This window comes from Bifidobacterium sp. ESL0764, from assembly GCF_029395515.1.
In the GTDB taxonomy this organism is placed as follows: domain Bacteria; phylum Actinomycetota; class Actinomycetes; order Actinomycetales; family Bifidobacteriaceae; genus Bifidobacterium.
In genome coordinates this window covers 379,959-401,957 of sequence record NZ_CP113919.1, presented here as the reverse complement: position 1 = coordinate 401,957, position 21,999 = coordinate 379,959, and the positions used below count along the sequence as shown (strand labels likewise).

Genomic DNA, 21,999 nt, shown 5'->3' with positions numbered 1-21,999 from the left:
ACATATCCGCCAAGCAGGCATGAAAAACCTCCGACGCCGAAACGTACGGAGGTTTTCAAAATTGCTTTCACATGGCAAGCGGCTAAGCCCCGATTACGGCTTGGCCGTTGCGATTGCGTCAGCGGCGATACCCACTTCGGAATTCTCGGCGGTGTCGCCTTCGGCCTGTGAGCTTTCCTCAAGCAACTCACGGTCTTCCTCGGAGCGAACCTCGTCATTTTCATCGTTCAAGTTGTCCACAGGGAACTTGAACACGAGCGTCAGCAGGAAGGCGACCACCATGGCAACTACACAGGAAATCACGTAGGTCACGAAGCCATGGCCGAAGAAAACCGGCAAGGTGGCGATGCTGGGAAGCGCGAAAGCATGGGCCTGGACACCGGAATATCCGGCAATGGCGCCACCCACTCCGCCGCCGATGCACACCGCGGCAAGAGGCATCTTACGCGGGAGGTTCACGCCGAACATAGCCGGTTCCGTAATGCCGAACAAAGCCGAGATACTGGCGGAAATACACGTCGTCTTGAACGGTGCGTCATGGCTTTTGAGCATGACGGCCAACGCGGCTCCTGCCTGGGCAAAGACGGGAGGACCCATCAGAGCGAGTACCGTATCGTGCCCGGAAACCGCCAGATTGTTCATGCCGATGAGAATCAGGCTCCAATGGAAACCGAAGATGACCATCGGCTGCACGGCAGCGCCCAGCAGCAGACCTGCGACGATCGGCGAAAGCGCATACACCCATTCGTATCCGGCAGCGAGGCCGTCACCGACCACTTTGCCGAACGGTCCGAACAGCAGCAATGTCACCGAGCCGACGAACAGGACGCAGATCAGCGGCGTGAGGAATCCACGAATCACTTCCGGCAGGACCTTGTCGAGCCACTGCTGCACAAAGCGCAACAAGCCTATCGCCAGAATGATGGGCAACACGCTTGAAGCGTATTTGACGCCCAGCATCGGTATGCCGAAGAAGGACAGCGTAGTGCCCTTTTCCTGCACTTTCACCAGCGCCGGATACAGCATCAGGCAGGCGATGACGACGGCGATATACGGATTGGTCTTGAATTGCTTGGCGGACGTATACGCAAGCATGACGGGCAGGAAGGTGAACACACACGATGCCATCGCGTCAAGCACCAGATACGTATTGCCGGAAGCGTCCAGTACCTTGCAGCTGGTGAGGATGATCAGCACACCCTTCATGATGCCCGCCGCGGAGAGCAGGTTCACAATCGGCAGGAAAATCCCGGAAATACCATCGATGACGATGTTCAGAAGACTCTTTTTCTTGGCCATGTCATTCACTCGCTTTGAAAGTTGTTGACCAGCACCTTGCCTTCAGGCACCTTTTCCTCTTCGTCGTTTTCGCCGTTGGGCGTTTGTTTCGACTTTTCGATCGACCCGTCCACATCTTCCTTGTTGACGAAGTACTCACGTTCGTCGACGCCACGCAGATAGCATTGCAAGGCGCCCACGAGGTTGGCGTCATTGCGGAATTTGCAGCTGACCACATCCGCTTGGGAGACAAAGTACGGGCAGGTCGCATACAGCTTCTGCAGATTGGCGCGTATGGCTTCGATGAACGCAGGCTGAGCCGAGATGCCGCCACCGATGGCAAACCGTTCCGGATCGACGATGTTCTGAATATTGAATATCTGCACCGCGATGTCATGGGCATAATGATCCAGGCAATCCAACGCCTCGGGCTCCCCCGCGTTCACCGCTTCAAAGAATTTCACACCATTGATGGAATCCGGATCCACGCCCTTGATGTTCGCATAATTCGCGCACAGGGCAGGCGTTCCACATTGGTTGCCCCAAACCCCTTCACGGGTCGGCCCTTCATCGTGCGAAGTAATGATGTAGCTCACTTCGCCGGCCGAGAAGTGCGGGCCACGATGAAGCACATGGTTCTTGATGATGCCGCCGCCAATCATGGTTCCGAACAGCAGGACAAAGCCATCGCTCACGTCCTTCAGCGCACCGACGGTCGCCTCCGCGGTAGCCGCGCACTTCGCGTCGTTGTCCATCACGATACGCACCGGGCAATGACTGAACAGCTCATGACGAAGATAAAAATCGTCGTTATATCGCAACGCTCCGCCCATCGCGCAATATCCCTCGTCCGAATCAATGATGCCCGGCATCGAGATGGCAATGCCCTGCACCCCGGGCTCCTGCTTGAAAAGCTGAGTCAACGCCGCAATCAATTCATCACGACCTTCCTGCGGGGTGGGAATCGACCCACGGGAGGTAATCGAGCTGTTCTCCAACATATACGCATATTTGATATTGGTTCCGCCGATATCAATGGCCAGAATTTTCATGATGCATCCTTGCGTTATCCATACCTGTTATTCGAAGTTTCAGGGCACAATACGCCCCGGAATTTCGCAAAAAGTTGAATTTTGAAGGTGCAATGCCAAATCGGCACCGACCGCGCATTGCGCCTTGAAATGTTCGTCTCGTTGTGTTGACGTCGGTTTGCCGGCAGCTTCATTGGCTAAAGCCACCGGCGGAACCGACAATCTTGATAACTACGATGACATGGAGGAGACATCCCCCATACCATCGAGGCGACTACGACTACAGAGTGGCCATAGTCTTTCCGGAGCCGACAAGACCTTCGAAATCGGCCACGAAATCATCTACCGCCGCATCGATCGCAGCGTTCTTGGTAAGGGCGTCGATAACCGAAGAGGCTATCGTCGCCGCGCCCACGCCATGAACCGCCAGGTCAAGCACCTGCTGCGAGTTCTTGAAGCTCGCAGCGAGAACCTCGCAATGCAGGTTGTTGGCCTTGAAGATGTCATGGATCTTGCACGCGACGTCGACTCCGTCGTAACCCATATTGTCGATGCGGTTGATGTACGGGGCGGCATACACTGCTCCGGCCTTCGCCGCTATGAACGCCTGCAAAGGCGTATAGATCGCGGTCGCGGTGACGTTGATGCCTTCGCCCGACAGCTGCTTGATGGCCTTGAACCCTTCCGGAACGCTCGGAATCTTGGGGAACGTGTTGTCTCCCAGCTCCTTGACGATCCGATGGGCATCGGCGACCATGCCTTTGGCGTCTTTGGCGACCACCTGCGCGTGCAGCTCGCGATCCGGCCCGATAATCGAGCGAATCTCGTGCAGCACCTCGAAAGGCGGGCGTCCGGCCTTCGCCAGAATCGAGGGGTTGGTGGTCACACCATCGATCGGATAATACTCAACCAAGCGTTTGATGGCCTCGGTATCCGCATCATCAATGATGAGTTTCATGGTTATTTCCTTTCATTGCCAACAGTTCAGCGACCAATCGCGGATCGCGGGTTACAGCGTCTGCTCCGTCCGCTCGATGATGTCGTCCTGGGTCGCCTTGGACAGCACCACGAAGAACGCGCTATAACCGGCGACGCGAACGATCAGATCACGATGCTTTTCAGGATGGACCTGCGCATCAAGCAACGTTTCACGGGAGACGACGTTGTATTGCACGTGATAGCCGTGAAGCTTGTCGAAGAACGCACGGGTCAGCAACGCGAGTTTCTGCCTGTTCTCCATCTTCGAAAGCACCTGCGGGGTCATCTTCTGGTTGAGCAGCACACCTCCGGTGATGTCATCGGTGGGCAGCTTGGAGACCGACTTGAACACGGCGGTCGGGCCGTGCTGATCGGCGGAATGCGAAGGGCTGCAACCTTCGGCAAGGGGCTCGCCTGCGGCACGGCCGTCAGGGGTGGCCAACGTCCCGGCGCCCTGGGGCACATTCGCCGAAATCGAGCTGGTACCGGCGTAGTAAATCCCGCCGATCGGCCCGCGGCCGTAGCGGGTATTGTGGTACTTCTTCATCTCATCGATGTAGATGTCATACGCCTGGCGAATCAGCGAATCGACGTAATCATCGTCGTTGCCGTACTTCGGCGCCGCCTTCATCAGCTCACGGATATGTTCGTTCTTTTCGCCCTGCCAATTGTCCTGCATGGCGTTCCACAGCTCTTCAGGCGTCACCTTCTTCTCTTCGAAGACCACCTTCTTCATGGCGGCGAGAGAATCGGCAAGATTGGCGATGCCCACCTGCAGATCGGAGATGAAGTCGTAGACGGCTCCGCCTTCCTTCATGTTCAGTCCGCGTTCGATGCAGTCGTCGGTCAGGCAGGAGCAGAGGATATCCGCCGTATCGTGTTCAAGCACCATATCGCAGGTCGCGTCGATGATGACGCACTGACGGCACATCTCGCGGATGACCTTGTCCCAGCACTGCATAACCTGATCGAAACTCGTAAAGTCCTTGAAATGCCCGGTGCCCTCAACGAGCTTCTTGCCGCTTTGCGGGTCGACACCGTTGTTCATGGCAATCAGCAGCGCCTTCGGGAAATTGAGGAAGCTCATGCCGGTGCAGCGATAGCCCCATTTGCCCGGCACTGCCGTTTCCACGCAGCCGATAGCCGAGTAATTGTAGGCATCCTCGCGGGCCACACCCTTTTCGATGAAGCTGGGAATGATGACCTCGTCGTCGTTGAAGGCGGGCATACCGAAACCGCAACGAACGACTTCGATGCACTCGTTCATGAAATCATCCGGAAGGTTCTCATGATAACGGACGGTGAGGTTCGGCTGGGTGAGATGGCACTGGGCCACAGACTTCAGGATCAGCCAGCTCATGGGGTTGGTGGCGTCGCGCGCTTCGCCGTCCACCAGCTTCTGGCCGCCCACGGTGACATTCTGGTAGAGCGGTGAACCTGCGGAGAACTGGGTGTGGCTCCACGGGCGGACCTTGTTGATGGTGAAGGTTTTGAGCCACAGATTGCACATCAGCTCATCGGCCTCATCAGCCGTGATCCGACCGGTTTTCAGATCGTTTTCATAGTACGGCCACAGATATTGGTCCATGCGACCATACGAAAGCGAATGACCGTTGGACTCGAGCTGCAGCGTGAGGTGGATCAGCCAGACCGATTGCACCGCTTCGCGCAAGGTGCGCGCCGGCTCATACGGCACGTGGTCCAGCGCTTCGGCGATCCCACACAGTTCCGAAGCACGACGTTCGTCGCCCTTTTGCGAGCATTGTGTGGCTTGCTGGCGAGCCAACGAGGCATATCGGCCGGCGAATTCCTTGACCGCATCGGCCACGATGAGAATGGCCCGATAGAAGTAGCTCTTATGAATGTTGCGATAATCCGTCAGATCGAGAGCGTCAAGCTTTTCCTGGGCACGCCGTGCATAATCCTTCAATCCCAGCTTCAGCAATCCCTCATAATTGACGGCGCAATGGGCGTCGCCCGAAGTGATATTGCCTTCGGACTTGATGATGCCAAGGTCATAGAAGAGCTTGGAATGAGGAGGGAAGGCAGCCAATCCGCGGTCCTGAAGCGTATTGTGCTTCCAGAACGGATAGATGGAACGCAGCTTTTCCTTGTTCTCCTCCGTGATGGTGAACACATCACCATCTCGCTTTTCAAACTGGTCGAGCTCGTCAATCACCCAGTCCATCGCGTACTCCGGGAAAATCGGCGCCGACCTGTTCTTCGAAGCCTGGTTTCCGGCGATGACCGTCTCGGGCTCAATGAAAATCGGCATCTGCTCAAGAATCTCTTTGAGCATGATGGCACGCTTGATGGCCAAAGGCTGATCCTGCTGCTCCTGATAGACCTTGGTCGTGATCATTGCCCGATCGACATCGATCTGCGGCACTGCATCCAACAGCTGATCGCGGAAAGAGTTCATCCTGTCAGTGAGCTTTCCAAAATGTGAATCACTCATCGTACTTTCCTTTCATAAATGTAAGCTACATCACTTACGTAGCTTCAGAATAACGAAAGAAAGTCTTTTTGTCAATTTCGTAAGCGATTTATCTTTTGTTCGTAAATAAAAAACTTTCGATTAGATCTCTTCAAGCCATATCTATTCGTCAATGCCAAAGTCAACGAGAAGGCATGGAAACAACGCTTGCAAAAAGCTTTAAACAATAAAAGATCGTCTACTACTCCGCCACTAAAAGCTGCAATAACCATCCGCAGCGCAAATCCGAAACAAGGCAGATAACGGCCACATATGAGCGGAAAAGCCCATTTAGAATAATATTTCCTCTAAAACTAAATATCAGACCGTGACGATGTCGACACCGTGCCGGTCCAGCATCTTCCTGGCCGCATCCGAAAGACCGTCATCCGTGAACGTCGACACGTCTTTGTTACCGAAATCAAGAGGCACGGTACCCCGTCGAGAGAACTTGCTGCTTTCGGTGACCACGACCACGCGGCCTGCATGTTGCGCCATATCGCACACGGTCTCGGCACGCAGGGAATCACGGTTGGCAAACCCGGTTTCCTCGCTGTAGCCGTCGGTGCCGGCAAACAGGATATCGACGTACATGCCTTTCAGACAGCGCTCGACCATCGGCCCCACCATGACCTGCGCCGTCTGCTGGTATATCCCACCTAAGAGAATGATTTGGCTTTGTGATTTGCCACGCACATATCCGGCGACAAACGCGCTGTTGGTGATGATGGTGAGGTCGTTTTTGCTCGCAACCAGTTCGGCAGCCAACAGAGCGCAGGTGCTGCCGTTCTCGATCATCACCGTATCGCCGTCGTGGACGCATTCGGCTGCACGCCTGGCGATTTTCAGCTTTTCCTCGTAATGGTAGGCAAGCCGGCTTTCCATGTTGTCGGCGCTTTTGAGCACGGCGAACCCATGCTCTCGATCAATGATGCCGCGCTTTTCGAGCCCGCTCAGATCCTTGCGCATGGTGACTTCGGAAACCCCGAGTTCCTCGGCAAGCGTGGCGACCTCAATACGTTTGTGCTCGGTGAGCAACTCGAGAATACGATTCGTCCTCGTTTCCATTGATACGCCTTCCGTAATCAGGTTCACGCTTGGTCTACCCTGCCAGCCTAACACCCAATACCAAGGAATAACAAACAGATCGGCTTTCGAACAAAAGCTTTTCTCTTACTCAAGAGAAGTTCTTGCCCTTTGTCGACTTCACAGAAACGGTAAGGCCGAAACCTATAAGAAAGCCTCCACGCCCTCGTCAAGATACATCTGTCTGAAATCCTCGATATCTTCGGGATGTGTGTTGGGCACGCCTTTGAACGCATAGTCCTCACGGCCCAGCAACTCGTACTTCGATTCGCCGAAATTATGGAACGGCAGCAGCTGCACTTTATCGACCCCTATTGCCTTGAGTTTTCGGGCCATGCCTCTTGCATCGTCAAGCGAATCATTGAAACCGGGAATGACAGGAGTGCGAATCAACAGGTCTTTGCCCGTTGAAACCGCATAGGCCATGTTTTTAAGGATCAGCTCGTTGCCGACACCGGTGCCCCGCCTGTGAAGGTTCGTGTCATACTGCTTCATATCCATGAAAATATGGTCGAGATGCCCGATGGCGGCTCTGAAAACTTTTTCGGGCACATGGCCGGTCGTCTCGATACTGGTGTCGATGCCATGAGCGTTGAGCTTATCGAGCAGCTCGACACAGAAATGCCCCCAAACCAACGGTTCACCGCCGGAAAGTGTGACGCCTCCCCCGCCTTCCTCGTAGAACGGCTCGTCCTGCAGACATTCCTCAAGCACGTCATCACTCGTGCGCCTCACTCCGACAACAGAGAGACCGGGGCAATCCTTCAATGCTTCATCGACCTGCGCGTCGCCTATTTGCAGGCGAGTCACGTCCGGCCCTCGCCGCGCACCAGTTTTAATGAAACCGACTTTACGGGCGAGAGCATCGGAGGCGTCGCAGCCATCGCAAGAACGCTCATCCCACTCAATCTCAGGAGTCTTCTTCTGACTCTCCGGATTGGAGCACCAGCCGCACCGCAATGGGCAGCCTTTGAGAAAGACCACGGTTCGTATGCCCGGGCCGTCGTTAAGACTGAACTTCTGAACATTGAAAACAATCGCGGATTCCAACATTGCCTCTTTCGAACGATGTGCAGCAACGTAATTCATATCCAAAAATTACGTTCAAAACTAATATAACTTACGTTCGTAATTAAAGCAAGATTGAAATCACTTATCTAAATCCAACCCGGAATTTTTGATCTCGCTCCCGCCAATGGTCACTTCTTGGAGAGCAGCTGTGTAAAAAGTGACAATTAGCCTGTCTATTTGTCACCTTTTGCACATATCCGCCAAACGGCGCCGTGCCAACAAACCGTGTTGCGCCAAGGCATGAAAAAACCTCCGACGCCGAAACGTACGGAGGCTTGGAAAATTGCTTTCCGCGTTTTCACGCAACCACGCGCTGAACCTTGCCGGCCTTGAGGCACTTGGCGCACACGCGAACGCGGACGTTCTGTCCGTCGATAGTGGTGTGAACCGACTGCAGGTTCGGGCTGAAGGTGCGCTTATTGCGGATATGTGAATGCGAAACGCTGTAACCGGTCTGCGGTCCCTTGCCGCACACTGCGCAACGAGCTGCCATAATGGACTCCCTAAACTGTTTTGACTTGCAAGTCTTGATGCCCCTATCCTGCGTTTTGACGCACAACAGCGACACACAACTTATCAAGTATACAACCGGGGCCGACCAAGGACAAAGACAGTGTAATAACGCACGGTTTTTCATGCCCAACATTCGTCATTATCATGACGTAAGCAGAAAAAATACCATCGAATACAAGCCGTGTGGACCCATCCGGAAAATTATGCCCGCAGCGTATATTACGAACGTCTTTTTTTAAAAATATTCTGTCGAATTTTCGAGAAGAGAATCCTTTATAATATACAGTCGCATGATTTTATTCAATGTATAAATTCTATTTCATTCCTTAAATATGCAATCGACTTTCTCCAATGCTTACAGCGTAATATCAGAGCCCAACGGTTGACTCATTCAACGGGAATGCTAATATGCATGACTGTTCACTTAGGCTGACTCTTTTCATTTCACCGTCTCCATTCAACCGCTCAACTACTGATATCACCCTTTGCCGCCCACAACGACGGCAACGATAAACCGTACCGCGCGTCAAGGCAAAAATCCGCGCAGTACGACTCGGCGTTGACGTCAGAGCTTGTTTTATGTTCCAAATCAAAAGCCGAAACAAAAGAACCTTACGAATAACCAATAGCCGATAATTAATAAAAATTCGTCTGTTATTCGTCAACTTTTTCTTGTCGAATAACGTCATCAACGCCATCGCCGAGAAATGCCATTCTAGATTCCGGTCAGCGGCAGCACGACCGTCGGCGACCCGGCAGGATAATCACCAAGGTGCACGGGTTCACCGTCATCGGCCGCGCGGAAAAGGCTCAGGTTGTCGCTGACCTCGTTGGCCACGACGAGCATATTGCCGACGGCCAGGATATGACGCGGACGTTCGCCGCCGCTGGAAACACCGCGGCCTTTCCAGCCCGGATCGCCTTCTTCGGTCAGACGGCTCAGCCTGCTGCCGTCCCAATACAACGTCACGATGCGATCGGAGCCCCGCAGCCCCACGTAAACATAGCCGCGTGAAAACGGCGAGCCCCCACGGCTTTCTTCGCTGCCGCCAAGATGGCGGGATTCCGGCACGAAAGCCAAGGAAGCGGCCTGATCGGGGCTCTTCCCTTTGTCGCCGCCGAGACTGACGGTTTGAGCCACTCTGAATTCCTCGATTTGTTCATTCCCGTCCTTGCTTCGCCTCGCCTCGTCGCCTCCGTTCGGTTCAAGGACGGTGACCGTACAGCCCCATTCATCGACGACGGCGATGCGCCAATCGCCGCCTTCCGCCAGCTCACCGGACGGCCCCGGCAAGATGTGCATATCCCGCGGGCCAGTGCCGGGGGACAGAGAAACAAACCCCGTGCGAACCAGACGCGAACCGATCCAGCGATGAATATAGATGCGGTCGGCGCCCAAATCCGTCGTGAGCACGCGTCCGTCGGGCAGGGGAAGAATCCAATGCGCGTGCGGCCCTTCTTGCGCCGGCAATGGCCCATGATGGTCGCGATCGCCGTCAAGCACCTGCGCCACCGGCCCCAGCACATCGCCCTCGCCGATAGGCAGAACGCAGACCGTGCCGTCCGCGTAATCGGCGGTGATCAGATGGTGGCCAAGCTGGCGGTCAACGGCAATCGCCGCATGAGTAGGTCCGGACCCGGCAGGCAATTTCACCCGTGAAATTTCCTTTAGCGTCATCTCTGCGTTTTCGTCGAAAGCATCGTCCGATGCGGCGGGCGACCCGGTGCCCTTATTCACGATTCGTAACGTTGCCACTTCGTCCGTGTCCTCAAGAACCGCAAAAACCGTATCGCCCTCACGCAAAAGCCAGGAAGGGGAAGGCACAACGGAAGCGACACCGGCAGGCACGATTCTCGGCGAACGCAACGATATATCTTCTTTCGCTGTATGTTGTTCTTCTTCGACGTCCGTCGGCATTTCCGAAACCTGTTTCACGTCAAACGCTTTTGCATCCGCACAGGTAGGCAACACCAACAAGTAACGCTCGACGCCTTTGCTCTTTTCGTGATGGATGGCGCCAAAGCCACCAACCAATAACCGATAGATCTGAATATTCATATTTTTAATCTATCGCGCTTTAGCTATTCATCCTATTATTCATAGCTTATTTTTAATTAATGTGATTTACGTCACATTTTAATTTATAACAATACATTTTTCCGTATAAAAAATTATGCTTTATAAAAAAATTTATCTTGTTTAATATACATAAGCCTATGTATGCCAGAAAGACGAAAAGTTTTCTCTACGCGATAATCATCATTTAACGAAACTCGTCAACCGTTATCCTTTAGAATCAGTACAGAAATTCTTTACATAGAATTTTCTCAATCATCAGGAGGCTCAGAATGTCTAGACCCCGACAAGACTCAAATCAATTGCCGGCTACGACGCGCATGGAGAATGCGTTCTGGAAGTTGCTTGAGGAACGCGATTATCCCAAAATCACCGTCACCGACATCGTCAACATGGCAGGCGTCAACCGTAACTCTTTCTACTACCACTATTGCAAACTCAACAATCTTGCCGAAACCGCAATCCAGCACGCCGTCGAAGGCATCGACCGTGCACTGCCTGAATTCACCCTGGATCCAGCCAAGGCGTGGAACGGCGTCGTCATGCAGCTCATCGGCGTGCCCGCGAACCGCATCCACCTCGACCACCTCGCTTTGACCGTGGGCAAACACAGCTCTCCGTTCCTGCTGTTCACCGTGCACGACGCGATTCGCGACAGCTTTATCAAATGGCAACACCTTGACCGCGAGATGACGATCAATCAAGACGTCCTACTGGAATTTTCGGTAGGCGGCCTACTTGCGGTCTCCGGCATGTGGTCCAAGCTTTCCCGCGAGACGACGGTCGAGCAGTGGAGCAATCTCGACGCGGCGGTGGTCGCAAGAACGCTCTATTTGGCGGTCTCCGGCGACAGCATGCCCGGTTTCTGGGTGCAGATGTTCCGCAGCGCGTTGGAGAAAGGCGACGACTCGTTGCTCAAGAGCATTGCCGAGGCAGAAAGCAAAGACAGGGATTTCAAGCATGAGGTCGATGGCCTGCTTGAAGACCTTCAAAATATGCAGCACCAACATGTCGACGGTTTCAGAGGAAACACCTCGCTCATGGGCGGCATCGGCCACACTGCTTGATGTTCGCTTTCGTCGATCCAACCGGCCAAAGCTTACGGGGGTAAGCTAAAGCCTTATGGAACAATTGCTGGACTGGCTTAAGGTGCATGATAGTCGCATCGCATTTCTGCTTATCGTCTTTGTCGTGGCCCTTGTGGCCGCAAAAGCAGTCTCCCGGTGGCTCAAGAAGCTGCTCAATCATTCCGGCATTCCGAACGCGTCGATTTTCGTCAATCTCGCATTGGTGTCAATCTGGATCATTGCCGTGGCCATGGTGCTGCAGCCGGTTTTCGGCATCAACCCGACCACCATCGTCACCGCCCTTGGCATTGGAGGCCTGGCCATTTCGCTGGGTCTCAAAGACACCATCGCCAACATCATCTCCGGTTTCGGCCTGATGATCGGCCATGTCATCCATCCCGGCGATCAGGTCCGCATCCAAGGCATCACGGGGACCGTCGAAGACATCACCTGGCGGCAGACCATGGTGCGCGAACGCAATGGCAACCAGCTCATCATCCCCAATTCGGTGCTCAATACCTCGTCGCTGGAGCGGCTCACAGCGGAAGGCGAGGCGTGCGTGAGCGTCGACTTCACGCTGCGGCCGGGCACCGATATCAAGGTGGCGGCAAAACGCGTGGTGAGCATACTGAAAACCGCGACTTCGGACTTCACCGACCGCAGGAATCCGCCGCAAGTCAACTTCACCGGGTTCTCGCCGGAGGGGATACAAGGCCGGGTGCTGCTCTTCGCCAATCCCGGAATCAATCAGGAACGTGTTCGCGATTGCGCCGTGCGCGCGCTGGCCAAGGAAGATTTCATCATCTGAACCTGCACTTCGATGCAGAGATAATCACACTTTTCGACGTCATTCTGTGATTACTGCTGCATATCCAAGCCAAATGCAGAGATAATCACACTCTCAGGCACCATTCCGTGATTACCTCTGCATACACGAACCCGATGCAGAGACAATCACACTCTCAGGCACCATTCCGTGATTACCTCTGCATACACGAACCCGATGCAGAGACAATCACACTCTCAGGCACCATTCCGTGATTACCTCTGCATATCCGAAACAAGTGCAGAGACAATCACACTCTCAGGCGTCATTTCGTGATTATCTCTGCATACACGAACCAAGTGCAGAGATAATCACACTCTCAGGCACCATTCCGTGATTATCTCTGCATACACGAACCCGATGCAGAGATAATCACACTTTTGGACGCAATTGTGTGATTATCTCTGTATATCCGAACCAGATGCACATTCGCGGGCACAATCTGCGATTACGCGTTGAACAGCGCCGCGATCATCAGGAGTACCGAGATCACGATGAAGATGATGACTCCCGGATTGCCGAGCACCGTCTTGGCGCGGGTGCCTCTGGGCAATTCCTCGGGCGCCCGGTAAAACACGAGTTTCTTGCGTTCGATAATCGCGACGACGATGCCGAGGATGAACATCACGACGTCGAATACCAGATAGGCCAGGAACGGCGTGACTTCACCACCTTGACCCGAGGCGAACGCCTTCTTCATTCCGCCGACGATGTCCGCGTTGACGGCGGTCCTCACGGGTTTGCTCATCGTCAGGAGGGTCACTTGCGGCAGGAACCCGCCGAAGAAATTGAACGTCATGTGCATGGCGATGGTATAGCGCAGCTTGCCGGTGCGCACGTAGACGTAGGCCAGCAGCAGGCCGAAACCGAAGGCATAGAAGAACTGGAACAGGTTGCCGTGGAACAGGCCGAAGGCAAAGGCGGAGACCAGAATCGCGGTTTTCTCGCCATATTGCTGCATCCGGTCGATCAGCAGCCGGCGGAACAGCCATTCTTCGAAAATCGGGGCGATGATCACCGTGAACAGCAGGATGCTGATCGGGTCGAGGTTTTCGATGAGTTCGTTGATGCTGCTTTGCGCCTGATCATGCGAAAGCAGGCCCGAAAGGATGTTGCCGATGATATTGCCGATATCCGCCAGCGGGAACGATATCGCCATCAGCGCCAGGAACATGCCCACGCCCATATCGCTCGTCTTGCGTTTCACCTTGGGTATCGTGCGGAAAACCAGCAGGGAAAGCGGGATCGCGATGGCGTACAGCGGACCGTTGCCCATCAGCAATTGCGCCCACATGGGCAGCTTCGCCGGGTCGACGAACGCTCTCGCCACTTCCCCGACGATCATCGTCATCGCATACCAGACCACAACGACCAGATCCAAGGCATACCCGATGTTCGAGAACCGCTTGCGCACAACGCCGATCCAGCGGTACATCGGCGCCTGCCACGCCGGATTGGGCTGGTGCCAATAGCCGTTGGAACCCGGGTGCGCGAACGGTGAAGATGGCTGCTGCATATATTGAGGCTGCATTTGAGGCTGCATCGGGTATTGGTAGCCTGTGCAGGGTCGGAATTGCTGCTGATACTGGGGTTGGTATTGAGGCTGCGGCCCAAACTGCTGCGGCTGGTACGAGGGGTATTGATAGGCCTGATATTGCGGCTGCTGGTATGGCCGGTCTTGCTGGTACGGCTGGTATTGTTGCGAAGGATACTGGCCTGATTGCCGGTACTGAGGCTGGCCTTGATACATCTGGTACAGGGATTGCTGATAACCGGACTGCGGCTGAGACTGCTGATCTTGAGGATTGTACGGCTGGCCCTGCCAACCTTGGTATTGTTGGCCGGGCCGGTACTGAGGCTGACCTTGATCTGGCTGGTACTGCGATTGCTGGCCGCCAACTTGCGTTTGATATGGCTGGTACGCCTGCGGCTGATCCTGCGGGTACGGCCGGGTCTGAAGATCGGGGCCGTGAGGCTGAACTTGATACTGAGACGCGGATGGCTGAGCCTGAAATGTCTGGGATGCCTGAGCCTGCGGGTAGTACTGCTGTGATTGAGAAGATTGCGGCTGCGGGGCCTGCGAGTTCAAGGCGCGATAAGCCGATTGCGGCTGATATTGCGAAGGCCGCGACGAACCGGATTCTTCGTGCGTTCCCGATTGCGGAGTCTCTTCTTCAGAACGGTTATCGTCGTTCATATTGCGTTACATACCCTCTCGGATTATTAACCAACCTACCTATGTTCCCTCATTATATAAACGACATAATGAAAGATTCATGAAACGAGACTATCAAAAATACGTCAAATTTATCAATTTATAATGTATCGACTTACCGCAACACGCCTTCGATGAGACGGGTAATCAGCTCGGTATAGCCCACTCCGGTCGCCTCCCAAGCCTTGGGATACATCGAAATCGGCGTGAAGCCCGGCATGGTGTTGATTTCGTTGACCATCACCTCGCCGCTCTTCGTGACGAACGTATCGACCCGCGACAGTCCCGCCCCGTCGACGGCCTTGAACGCACGAACCGCAATCTGCTGCGCGCGCTTCAGCGTTTCTTGCGGCAGGTCCGCCGGGACCTCGACGTGCGACGCCTCGGAATCGGTGTATTTGCTGTCGAAATCGTAGAACTGGTCGCCGCCGGCGGCACGATGGTCGAGCACGATCTCACCGGGCAGCGCCGACTTCGGCTCCTCGCCGGCCACAGGGTTGAGCACGGCGCATTCGATCTCGCGCCCGTCGATGCCCTGCTCCACCAGCACCTTCCAGTCGTGGTGTGAAGCCTCGAACAGCGCAGCGGCAAGCTCCCCGGCGTCTCCCTCGCGTTCCAGCTTAGTGACACCGAAGCTCGACCCGGCGCGCGACGGCTTGACGAACAACGGGTAACGCAGCTTGGCGGCCTCGATGTGTTTCATCGCCTCGGCGGCGTCGTCTTCGAACTCGTTGGCCTCGCTGAAATCACGGGTGTCGAATGTGACCCCGGGAGCCACGGGAATGCCTGCCTGGGAAAGCACAATCTTCGTGAACGCCTTGTCCATGCAGGCAGCCGAGGCGAAGACGCCACAGCCGACGTATGGCACTCCCATCATCTCAAGCAATCCCTGCACCGTGCCGTCCTCGCCGTACGGACCGTGCAAAACGGGGAATACCGCGTCCACATAGCCGAGCGAAGTCAGGGTTCCGTCCGATTCGCGCACGTAGAAACCGTTGTTGCCACGGGACATGTCGAGAACCACCGGCTTAACTGTGCTGGTAGCGCCGTCGGCATCGGACGCTTCGACGGTGGGCATCGCGCCGTCGGAAAGGTCAAAATCGCGCGGGTCAGTGCCGCCCATCACCCATTCGCCGGCTTTGGTGATGCCGATGGGAATGGGCTCGAAACGCTCGGTGTCCATGGCCTTCAAGACCCCTGCGGTGGAAATGCAGGAAATCGAATGTTCATCCGCCCTGCCGCCGTACAAAACCACCACGCGCTGCTTACGCATATTCCCTCGCTTTTGTTAAGAAATCGAATCTGAATCCCAAGCGTACACGGCGCATAAACGACACTCCGATGTCAGTGCCTCTCATTCACAAACCCGGTGCAGATATTGGTTCAAACACAGAAACGCCTGGCCCGAATCTCTCCAGGCCAGGCAGGCTTCAACGACTATTTCCGTCGATGCTTCCAGCATGTCACCACTACGCAACCGGTTAAGGTCACGAGCAGCACATCAGCCACGACGTTATCCGCCCTGGCCGCCAACGCAGCTGCAATCAGCGCGAAGGACTGGATGATTTCAGGGCCGTCAAAACCCTTGTTACGAGTAGGCATAGTAATACCTATCTTTCTTTTCATACCACGCCACGATGGGCGCGGCGGGGACAATACGGCCGGAAAGCCATACGGTCGTACAAGATCCGGACGAAGGAACTTGAGGACAAACTCATCCTACCGCGCAATACATATATCTCGTCAGTGATATACTGATTGTGTTGGTTGTGGCAGGACGACTCATCAGAATTTGGTGGCCGATAAAGCTTTATTTGATGAGGCCGCAACCGATAAGGGACAGTTACGGTTCCTTCTTTTTATGCCACAGGCCCCGGTGCTTTGCAAGTAAGCATCGGGGCCGGGGTTTATCTCAAGCTGATTATGCGCTCTGCGGCGCGGGACGTCACTCTTCCGTGATATCACCCTTGACGAGCTCGGACAGCATCTGCTCGCAGGTCAGCCCCTGTTTGAGTACCTTGTTCATCGCGCTGGCGAGCGGGGTCGGCACGCCAAGCTCCGCGCCCATACGCACCACGGCCTCCGTTGTCGGCACGCCTTCGGCCACACCGTTGCTGACTTTGGTGGCCTCCTCGACGCTCATACCCTTCCCAAGATTTGCGCCGAAGGTGTAGTTACGGCTCAAGGGCGATCCGCAGGTGGCGATCAGATCGCCAACGCCGGCAAGCCCTTGGAACGTTTTGGCTTCGGCGTGCGTGGCCTTGCCCAGCGCGGCAAGTTCCGCCAGGCCGCGCGTCTCGATCATCGCCGCCGTGTTCTCGCCGTATCCAGCTCCGCGGGCCATACCCACCGCGAGCGCCACGACGTTCTTGAGCGACCCGCACATTTCCACACCGATGACGTCGGTGGTTACAAACGCTTTGAAATATGGGGTTTTGCAGGCTTGCGCGACGATTTTGGCGTTGTCGATATCGGCGCAGGCCACCACCGTGGCGCCCGGCTGTCGATCGGCCACCTCCTTACTCAGGTTCGGCCCGGAAACCGCGGCGAAACGCCCAGCAGGCAAATTACCCAGTGCCTCGCGCACGACCTCATCCATCCGCTTGCCGGTGGTGCGCTCGATGCCCTTCATCAGTGAGACCACAATGGTCTGCGAGCCGATGAACGGCGCAAACGGTTCCAGCGCCTCGCGCGCATGCTGGGCCGCGATGGCGACCACGACGATCTGCGCATCGTTTACAGCCTCGGCCCGCTCTCCGGTGGCGGTCATATTATCCGGAAGCTGCTTGACGCTGGGAAGCCGCACGCCATTGTAATGCTTGTCGCGTATGCTTTCGACGATTTCCGGCTCGCGCGCCCACATCGTCACGTCGTTGCCCGCGTCCGCAAGCACCTGGCCGAACGCCGTCCCCCAAGCGCCTGCCCCGAGTACTGTCACCTTCATAATCTGCTCCTTCGCATCCACGATGCAACCCATAATAGCGTCAATCACCTATCAAGGGCCATGCCAATCCTTCGGATGCCACCGCCTTCAAGAACCTAACCATTGTGCCGCAACCCATGTAATTTCATCAATCCGTACCTCGCGCGGCCCACAGACCCCACATTTCCCCCTTCATATGCACGCAACCCTCATTCCTCATTCAGATGGGAATGTTGGTGGCACCAAGATACCCATTTTCAAGCAAAATTCACAAATATTCATCGAAATTCGCCTTCTTGGTGCACCAAGAGGGTCTTTTTAGGGCAAATCGACGGCAATTCATCGAAAAAGGCAGGGGTTGGCGGCACCAAGATGGCTGATATCGGAGAAATGAAGACAGTTGAGGCGAGTGAGGTGATTAAGACGATTGAGGTGGGTGAGATGGGCGAGATGGGCGAGACGAATGAGACGAATGAGACACAGTACTGGCACTCTGCTTATGCCGGGAATAGCCCGCCTGCATCACAGGTGCACCATCATTGGCAACAGAACCGATACACCACGTTGATAGATTACTGGCAACATCTACGCCCGACCGATACACCACGTTGATGCCATCACGGTCATATCGGGCGATTCCATGGCGGCACCTGCACGCGAAACGATACGTCAGCACCACGCTCTGCGAAATCAGCGACGTGGTTTGCGGCTCATCGTCCGAAAGTCCCAATAGCCCTCGGCCGGCGGCTGCTCGCCGCGGATTTCGGCCATGATCTGCTCCATCCTCTCGCGGATACGCGTGGTGAGTTCCGTGACCAGCTCCATCGGCGGCTCGGCGCCCCACGTTTCGGCGTCCTTGAGCAGGTCGCCATAATCCAGCGCGGCGTCGTAACACATCACCACGTTCTTGCGCGGCCACGGCCACCAATGGTTGATGCTCGCTGCACCCCACGTCACCGCGCAATAGAGCGGCACCTGGCGGCCGAGCCGGCGCGAGGATTCGAGCGCGATGATGCCGACGCCGTCCTTGAGGCTCATCGGCCATTTGAGCGGGTCACGCGAGAGCGTGCCTTCCGGCCAGACAGTGAGCGGACGGCCCGAGGTGATGATGTCGATGGATTCCTTTTCGATCTCGATGGCCTTGCCACTGCGGCGCGGCACGGGCTGCATACCCACCAGCTGGAACCACTTGCCGATCACCGGCCAGTGCGCCATCTCGGCCTTGGCCATATAGCGCGGGCGACGACCCATATGGAACAGCGCGTCCATCGGAATAAAAACGTCATACATCGTGACGTGCGTGGCCGCCGTAATGAACGGGCCGGTTTCCGGAACACGCTCAAGCCCCCACGCATAGACCTTGCTGTGCGCGCGAAGCACCGCGGAAACGGCATCGAGCAAGCGCTTGGTACCCTTGGGATTCTGCGCCTCGATCTCGGCGGTGTTCGCTTTGCGCGGGCCGGTCGGGAAATACTGTGTCGGATCGACCAGGTGATGGCGACGCCCCAACAGCTCCACCTGCGCATCGCTCAGCGGCTTGACCGCTGAACGCGGAGAAGGTTTTCCTTTGGAAGTCATGACCCTATTGTGCCTCAGGGCTGCGAACTCATACCGCAACACGCTCATGCGAAGAGGCAAACCACGGTTGCCACGAACGATACCAGACACTTACCGCATTGGGCTCATGCCGCAATTGCAAAATCCATATCACCGGCATCGAACACATCAGCTACACGAATTTCCGTCCTCATCCCAACACGCCGTACTGATACCGACCGACGGTATGTATAATAAGAGCAACAAGCTTTCATCGGTTTAGTCGAAGACTCTGCGAGAATCGAAGAATCGTTGGATGAATCCGTCCTTCGTATTCCGCTCTACCGGCGGGCCGGTAATCCAGTACTAAGGAGACGCAGATGGCACGCAACGCACATCCCGAGGTGACCAGACGCCGCATACTCGACGCGGCGCAGAAGCTGTTCGCCGCCAAAGGCTACGAAAACACCTCGGTGCAGGACATCATCGACGAGCTCGGCGACCTCTCCAAAGGCGCGATCTATCACCATTTCAAGTCCAAACTGGACATCCTCGAGGCTGTCAGCGCCGCAGACAACCAAAAGGCCCTCGACCGCTACGCCGCGGTTCTGGAATGCAAGGACCTGAACGGCCTGCAGAAAATTCGCGAGCTCATTCTTTCCAACATCACCGACACCGAACACATCGAGCGGCTCAAGGGCACGCTCTCAACCATCAAGGATCCGCAGGAAATGGCCGAAAGTCTCCACACCTGGACGCGCATTCTACCGAACGACATGCGCACGCTCATCGATTGCGGCATTGAGGACGGCTCGATCATCACGGATTATCCGCAGGAGGCCGCCGAACTGCTCACGCTACTGATGAATCTCTGGTTCCTGCCGAATTTCTACCCCGGCACCCGGAGCGTTTTGCGACACCGCTCGCAATGCCTGGCCACCATCTGCGTTTCGCTCGGCGTGCCGGCGATCACCCGCGACATGACCGAGCAGTTCGCCGATTTCTACGCGCAGATCCAAGGCCCCGATGCCGAGGATTCCACCGCTGAGGCAGCTGCTGAAGTTAACAATGCCAACGCTCAAACCGCAGAAACAGAATCAAAAGGACACAGCGATTAACAGCCGCATCCTTTAAGCTCCTGCGACAGATTAAAAATACAAAGCAGGCAACAGCACCCAATATCTACGATTAGCATTGTTTATTTTACATACCGTCGGTCGGTATCAATTAATCAACACTGAATGAAGGAAGAACCATGACAACCATTGCCGACACCGGAACCCAACAGACCACAAGCAAAACAGCACTCGGAAACCCGACCTGCCCAAACGCTCGCGTATCGACAAGGCCACAGCAGACAGGCGAGATCGGCAGTAGCAACGAATCCCAGCAGCCAAGCAAGCCGGCGCCGTCGCCGCTGCGTTCCGGCAACTTCGTCCTGCTCATCGCCGGGCAGGGCCTCTCGCTTTTCGGCAACACCATGCTGCGCTTCGCGATGTCGATGTGGGTGCTCGACGAAACCGGCTCGGCCACCGTCTTCGCAACGCTCCTCTCCATCTCCATTGTGCCGACCATTGCCTTGATGCCGTTCGGCGGGGTCATCGCCGACCGCGTCAACCGCCGCACCATGATGGTCGCGCTCGACGCCGTCAGCGGCTGCGTGGTGCTCGCCGCGACGCTCAGCTTCAGCTTCATGCAAGCCCACACCATCGCCTCGATCGCGGTGCTGCTCATCGCCTTGTCCGTGCTCGATGCGCTCGAATCCCCCACCGTCAGCGCCGCCATCCCCCAAATGCTCGGCCGCACGGACACCGTACTCCTGCGCCGCGCTCAGGCGATTTCCAGCCAGGTCAACGCCGTCATGCAGATTATCCCGACCTTCGCCGGCGGTGCGCTGTACGCGCTGATCGGCATCCGCACCATGATGGCCGGCAGCACCGTCTGCTTTTTCGTCACCGCCAGCCTGGAATGCTTCATCAAGCTGAATCCGGTACGCCGCGCCGATAGAGCCACAGCGCATCCAGACCAATCCGCATCAAACCGAAGAAAAGCACACATAACCAAGACTCACGCAGCCGCCGCAGAAAACGGATGCCTCACTCCGACAATCGCGACGAGAACCGATGATCCAGTATCATCAACGGCATCAGCAGCGCCACCATTGCAACCAGCCCGCGATAATCCACCTGTCTGGCGCCATATTCTTTCGGTCTTCCTTGCCGATACCCGTGACGCCGCCACGTTTGTCAAGGCCAACCCGACCCTGCTGGAACTCTGCGTCGTCATCGCCGCCCTGAATTTCTTCTTGAGCGGCGTCTCCTCCGTCGGCTCCCCATACATCATCCGCACCGCGCTACATTTCGGAGCCGACGTCTACGGCTATTGTGACGGGATCATGAGCATCGTCTCTCTGCTCGACACCCTACTGACCACGGCACTGGCCGCCAAGCTCCTCATGCGACATATGCCCACAACCATCGTCGCGGCCGCCCTCTGCTTCGCACCGATCGCCGTGGTCTTCGCACTGCCGGCGGGAAGGTCCACGAAGCTGATCACGTTCATCGCCGCCTTCTGCCTGCTCACTCTGGCCATCGATTTCACCAATATCGTCATCAGCCCGACCCTGATGACGCTGATTCCCGACGAACTGATGGGCAAGATCATGGCGCTTGTCAACGCGGTCTGTCTGTGCGCTTCCCCGTTGGGACAGATGACCTACGGCCTACTGTTCGACCGCGTGGCCATCACGCCGATTGTGGTCGGCACCGGAGTCTGCCTAGCCATCGGCGCATTGATTCTTACGCCGATGTGCAGAAGGTTCGGACGTGAAGAATCCGCGCAATAATAATCAAACCGGAACAATTCTTTGTCTGCTCACCAAAGCAGCCATGTGGCCACCACCCCAGCATCTAATATGTCTTT

At 55.9% G+C, this 21,999-nt stretch carries 19 protein-coding genes; 6 read left to right on the top strand and 13 right to left on the bottom strand.

From position 1 onward, the window contains the following. Positions 1 to 93: 93 nt before the first annotated feature. From OZX71_RS01425 to OZX71_RS01390, 8 genes are all read right to left on the bottom strand, one after another. On the bottom strand, positions 94 to 1,299 hold the full coding sequence (locus OZX71_RS01425; RefSeq protein WP_277160222.1) for a PTS transporter subunit EIIC: 1,206 nt from the start codon (positions 1,297 to 1,299) through the stop codon (positions 94 to 96). 5 nt (positions 1,300 to 1,304) lie between these two features. Next, on the bottom strand, positions 1,305 to 2,330 hold the full coding sequence (locus OZX71_RS01420; RefSeq protein ID WP_277160221.1) for an ROK family protein: 1,026 nt from the start codon (positions 2,328 to 2,330) through the stop codon (positions 1,305 to 1,307). Between the two features lie 259 nt (positions 2,331 to 2,589). Beyond that, a complete protein-coding gene (locus OZX71_RS01415; RefSeq protein WP_277160220.1) occupies positions 2,590 to 3,267 on the bottom strand; it encodes a transaldolase family protein in 678 nt (225 codons plus the stop codon). A gap of 51 nt (positions 3,268 to 3,318) precedes the next feature. Beyond that, positions 3,319 to 5,745, bottom strand: coding sequence for a glycyl radical protein (locus tag OZX71_RS01410; RefSeq protein WP_277160219.1), 2,427 nt, complete (start codon positions 5,743 to 5,745; stop codon positions 3,319 to 3,321). A gap of 339 nt (positions 5,746 to 6,084) precedes the next feature. Continuing rightward, entirely contained in the window at positions 6,085 to 6,831 is a 747-nt protein-coding gene (locus tag OZX71_RS01405) for a DeoR/GlpR family DNA-binding transcription regulator (protein ID WP_277160218.1), read from the bottom strand. Between the two features lie 162 nt (positions 6,832 to 6,993). After that, positions 6,994 to 7,902, bottom strand: a complete 909-nt coding sequence (locus tag OZX71_RS01400) for a glycyl-radical enzyme activating protein (protein WP_277160217.1) — start codon at positions 7,900 to 7,902, stop codon at positions 6,994 to 6,996. A gap of 316 nt (positions 7,903 to 8,218) precedes the next feature. Further along, complete coding sequence (gene rpmB, locus OZX71_RS01395; RefSeq protein ID WP_277145730.1) at positions 8,219 to 8,413, bottom strand: 50S ribosomal protein L28; 195 nt, start codon at positions 8,411 to 8,413, stop codon at positions 8,219 to 8,221. Between the two features lie 735 nt (positions 8,414 to 9,148). Then, positions 9,149 to 10,492 (bottom strand): beta-propeller fold lactonase family protein, encoded by a 1,344-nt coding sequence (locus tag OZX71_RS01390; protein ID WP_277160216.1) that lies wholly within the window; start codon positions 10,490 to 10,492, stop codon positions 9,149 to 9,151. A 320-nt stretch (positions 10,493 to 10,812) separates the two neighbouring features. Between OZX71_RS01390 and OZX71_RS01385 the strand changes: the two genes are divergently transcribed. Continuing rightward, complete coding sequence (locus tag OZX71_RS01385; protein WP_277145732.1) at positions 10,813 to 11,577, top strand: TetR/AcrR family transcriptional regulator; 765 nt, start codon at positions 10,813 to 10,815, stop codon at positions 11,575 to 11,577. A gap of 55 nt (positions 11,578 to 11,632) precedes the next feature. Further along, the gene (locus tag OZX71_RS01380; RefSeq protein ID WP_277160215.1) at positions 11,633 to 12,385 is read left to right on the top strand and encodes a mechanosensitive ion channel domain-containing protein; all 753 of its coding nucleotides are present in this window, start codon (positions 11,633 to 11,635) and stop codon (positions 12,383 to 12,385) included. 466 nt (positions 12,386 to 12,851) lie between these two features. Here OZX71_RS01380 and OZX71_RS01375 read toward each other — a convergent pair whose 3' ends face one another. Further along, a complete protein-coding gene (locus OZX71_RS01375) occupies positions 12,852 to 13,919 on the bottom strand; it encodes a CPBP family intramembrane glutamic endopeptidase (RefSeq protein WP_277160214.1) in 1,068 nt (355 codons plus the stop codon). Here OZX71_RS01375 and OZX71_RS01370 point away from each other — a divergent pair. Beyond that, the gene (locus OZX71_RS01370; protein ID WP_277145735.1) at positions 13,907 to 14,683 is read left to right on the top strand and encodes a hypothetical protein; all 777 of its coding nucleotides are present in this window, start codon (positions 13,907 to 13,909) and stop codon (positions 14,681 to 14,683) included. The two genes, OZX71_RS01375 and OZX71_RS01370, sit on opposite strands and share 13 nt — an antisense overlap. 50 nt (positions 14,684 to 14,733) lie before the next feature. Here the strand turns inward: OZX71_RS01370 and OZX71_RS01365 are convergent, their stop codons facing one another. From OZX71_RS01365 to OZX71_RS01355, 3 genes are all read right to left on the bottom strand, one after another. Beyond that, positions 14,734 to 15,891, bottom strand: coding sequence for a D-alanine--D-alanine ligase family protein (locus OZX71_RS01365; protein ID WP_277160213.1), 1,158 nt, complete (start codon positions 15,889 to 15,891; stop codon positions 14,734 to 14,736). A gap of 164 nt (positions 15,892 to 16,055) precedes the next feature. Next, entirely contained in the window at positions 16,056 to 16,220 is a 165-nt protein-coding gene (locus OZX71_RS01360) for a hypothetical protein (RefSeq protein ID WP_277145737.1), read from the bottom strand. 343 nt (positions 16,221 to 16,563) lie between these two features. Continuing rightward, the gene (locus OZX71_RS01355) at positions 16,564 to 17,562 is read right to left on the bottom strand and encodes an NAD(P)H-dependent glycerol-3-phosphate dehydrogenase (RefSeq protein WP_277160212.1); all 999 of its coding nucleotides are present in this window, start codon (positions 17,560 to 17,562) and stop codon (positions 16,564 to 16,566) included. A 351-nt stretch (positions 17,563 to 17,913) separates the two neighbouring features. On the opposite strand from OZX71_RS01355, the gene OZX71_RS01350 reads away from it, so the two are divergent. Then, positions 17,914 to 18,153 (top strand): hypothetical protein, encoded by a 240-nt coding sequence (locus tag OZX71_RS01350; RefSeq protein WP_277160211.1) that lies wholly within the window; start codon positions 17,914 to 17,916, stop codon positions 18,151 to 18,153. A gap of 78 nt (positions 18,154 to 18,231) precedes the next feature. Here OZX71_RS01350 and OZX71_RS01345 read toward each other — a convergent pair whose 3' ends face one another. Then, positions 18,232 to 19,119: a lysophospholipid acyltransferase family protein gene (locus OZX71_RS01345; protein WP_277160210.1), complete on the bottom strand. Its 888-nt coding sequence runs from the start codon at positions 19,117 to 19,119 to the stop codon at positions 18,232 to 18,234. Positions 19,120 to 19,457: 338 nt separating this feature from the next. Here OZX71_RS01345 and OZX71_RS01340 point away from each other — a divergent pair, with 338 nt between their 5' ends. Beyond that, positions 19,458 to 20,195, top strand: a complete 738-nt coding sequence (locus tag OZX71_RS01340; protein ID WP_277160209.1) for a TetR/AcrR family transcriptional regulator — start codon at positions 19,458 to 19,460, stop codon at positions 20,193 to 20,195. Positions 20,196 to 20,332: 137 nt separating this feature from the next. Beyond that, the gene (locus OZX71_RS01335; protein WP_277160208.1) at positions 20,333 to 21,922 is read left to right on the top strand and encodes an MFS transporter; all 1,590 of its coding nucleotides are present in this window, start codon (positions 20,333 to 20,335) and stop codon (positions 21,920 to 21,922) included. Positions 21,923 to 21,999 lie beyond the last annotated feature (77 nt).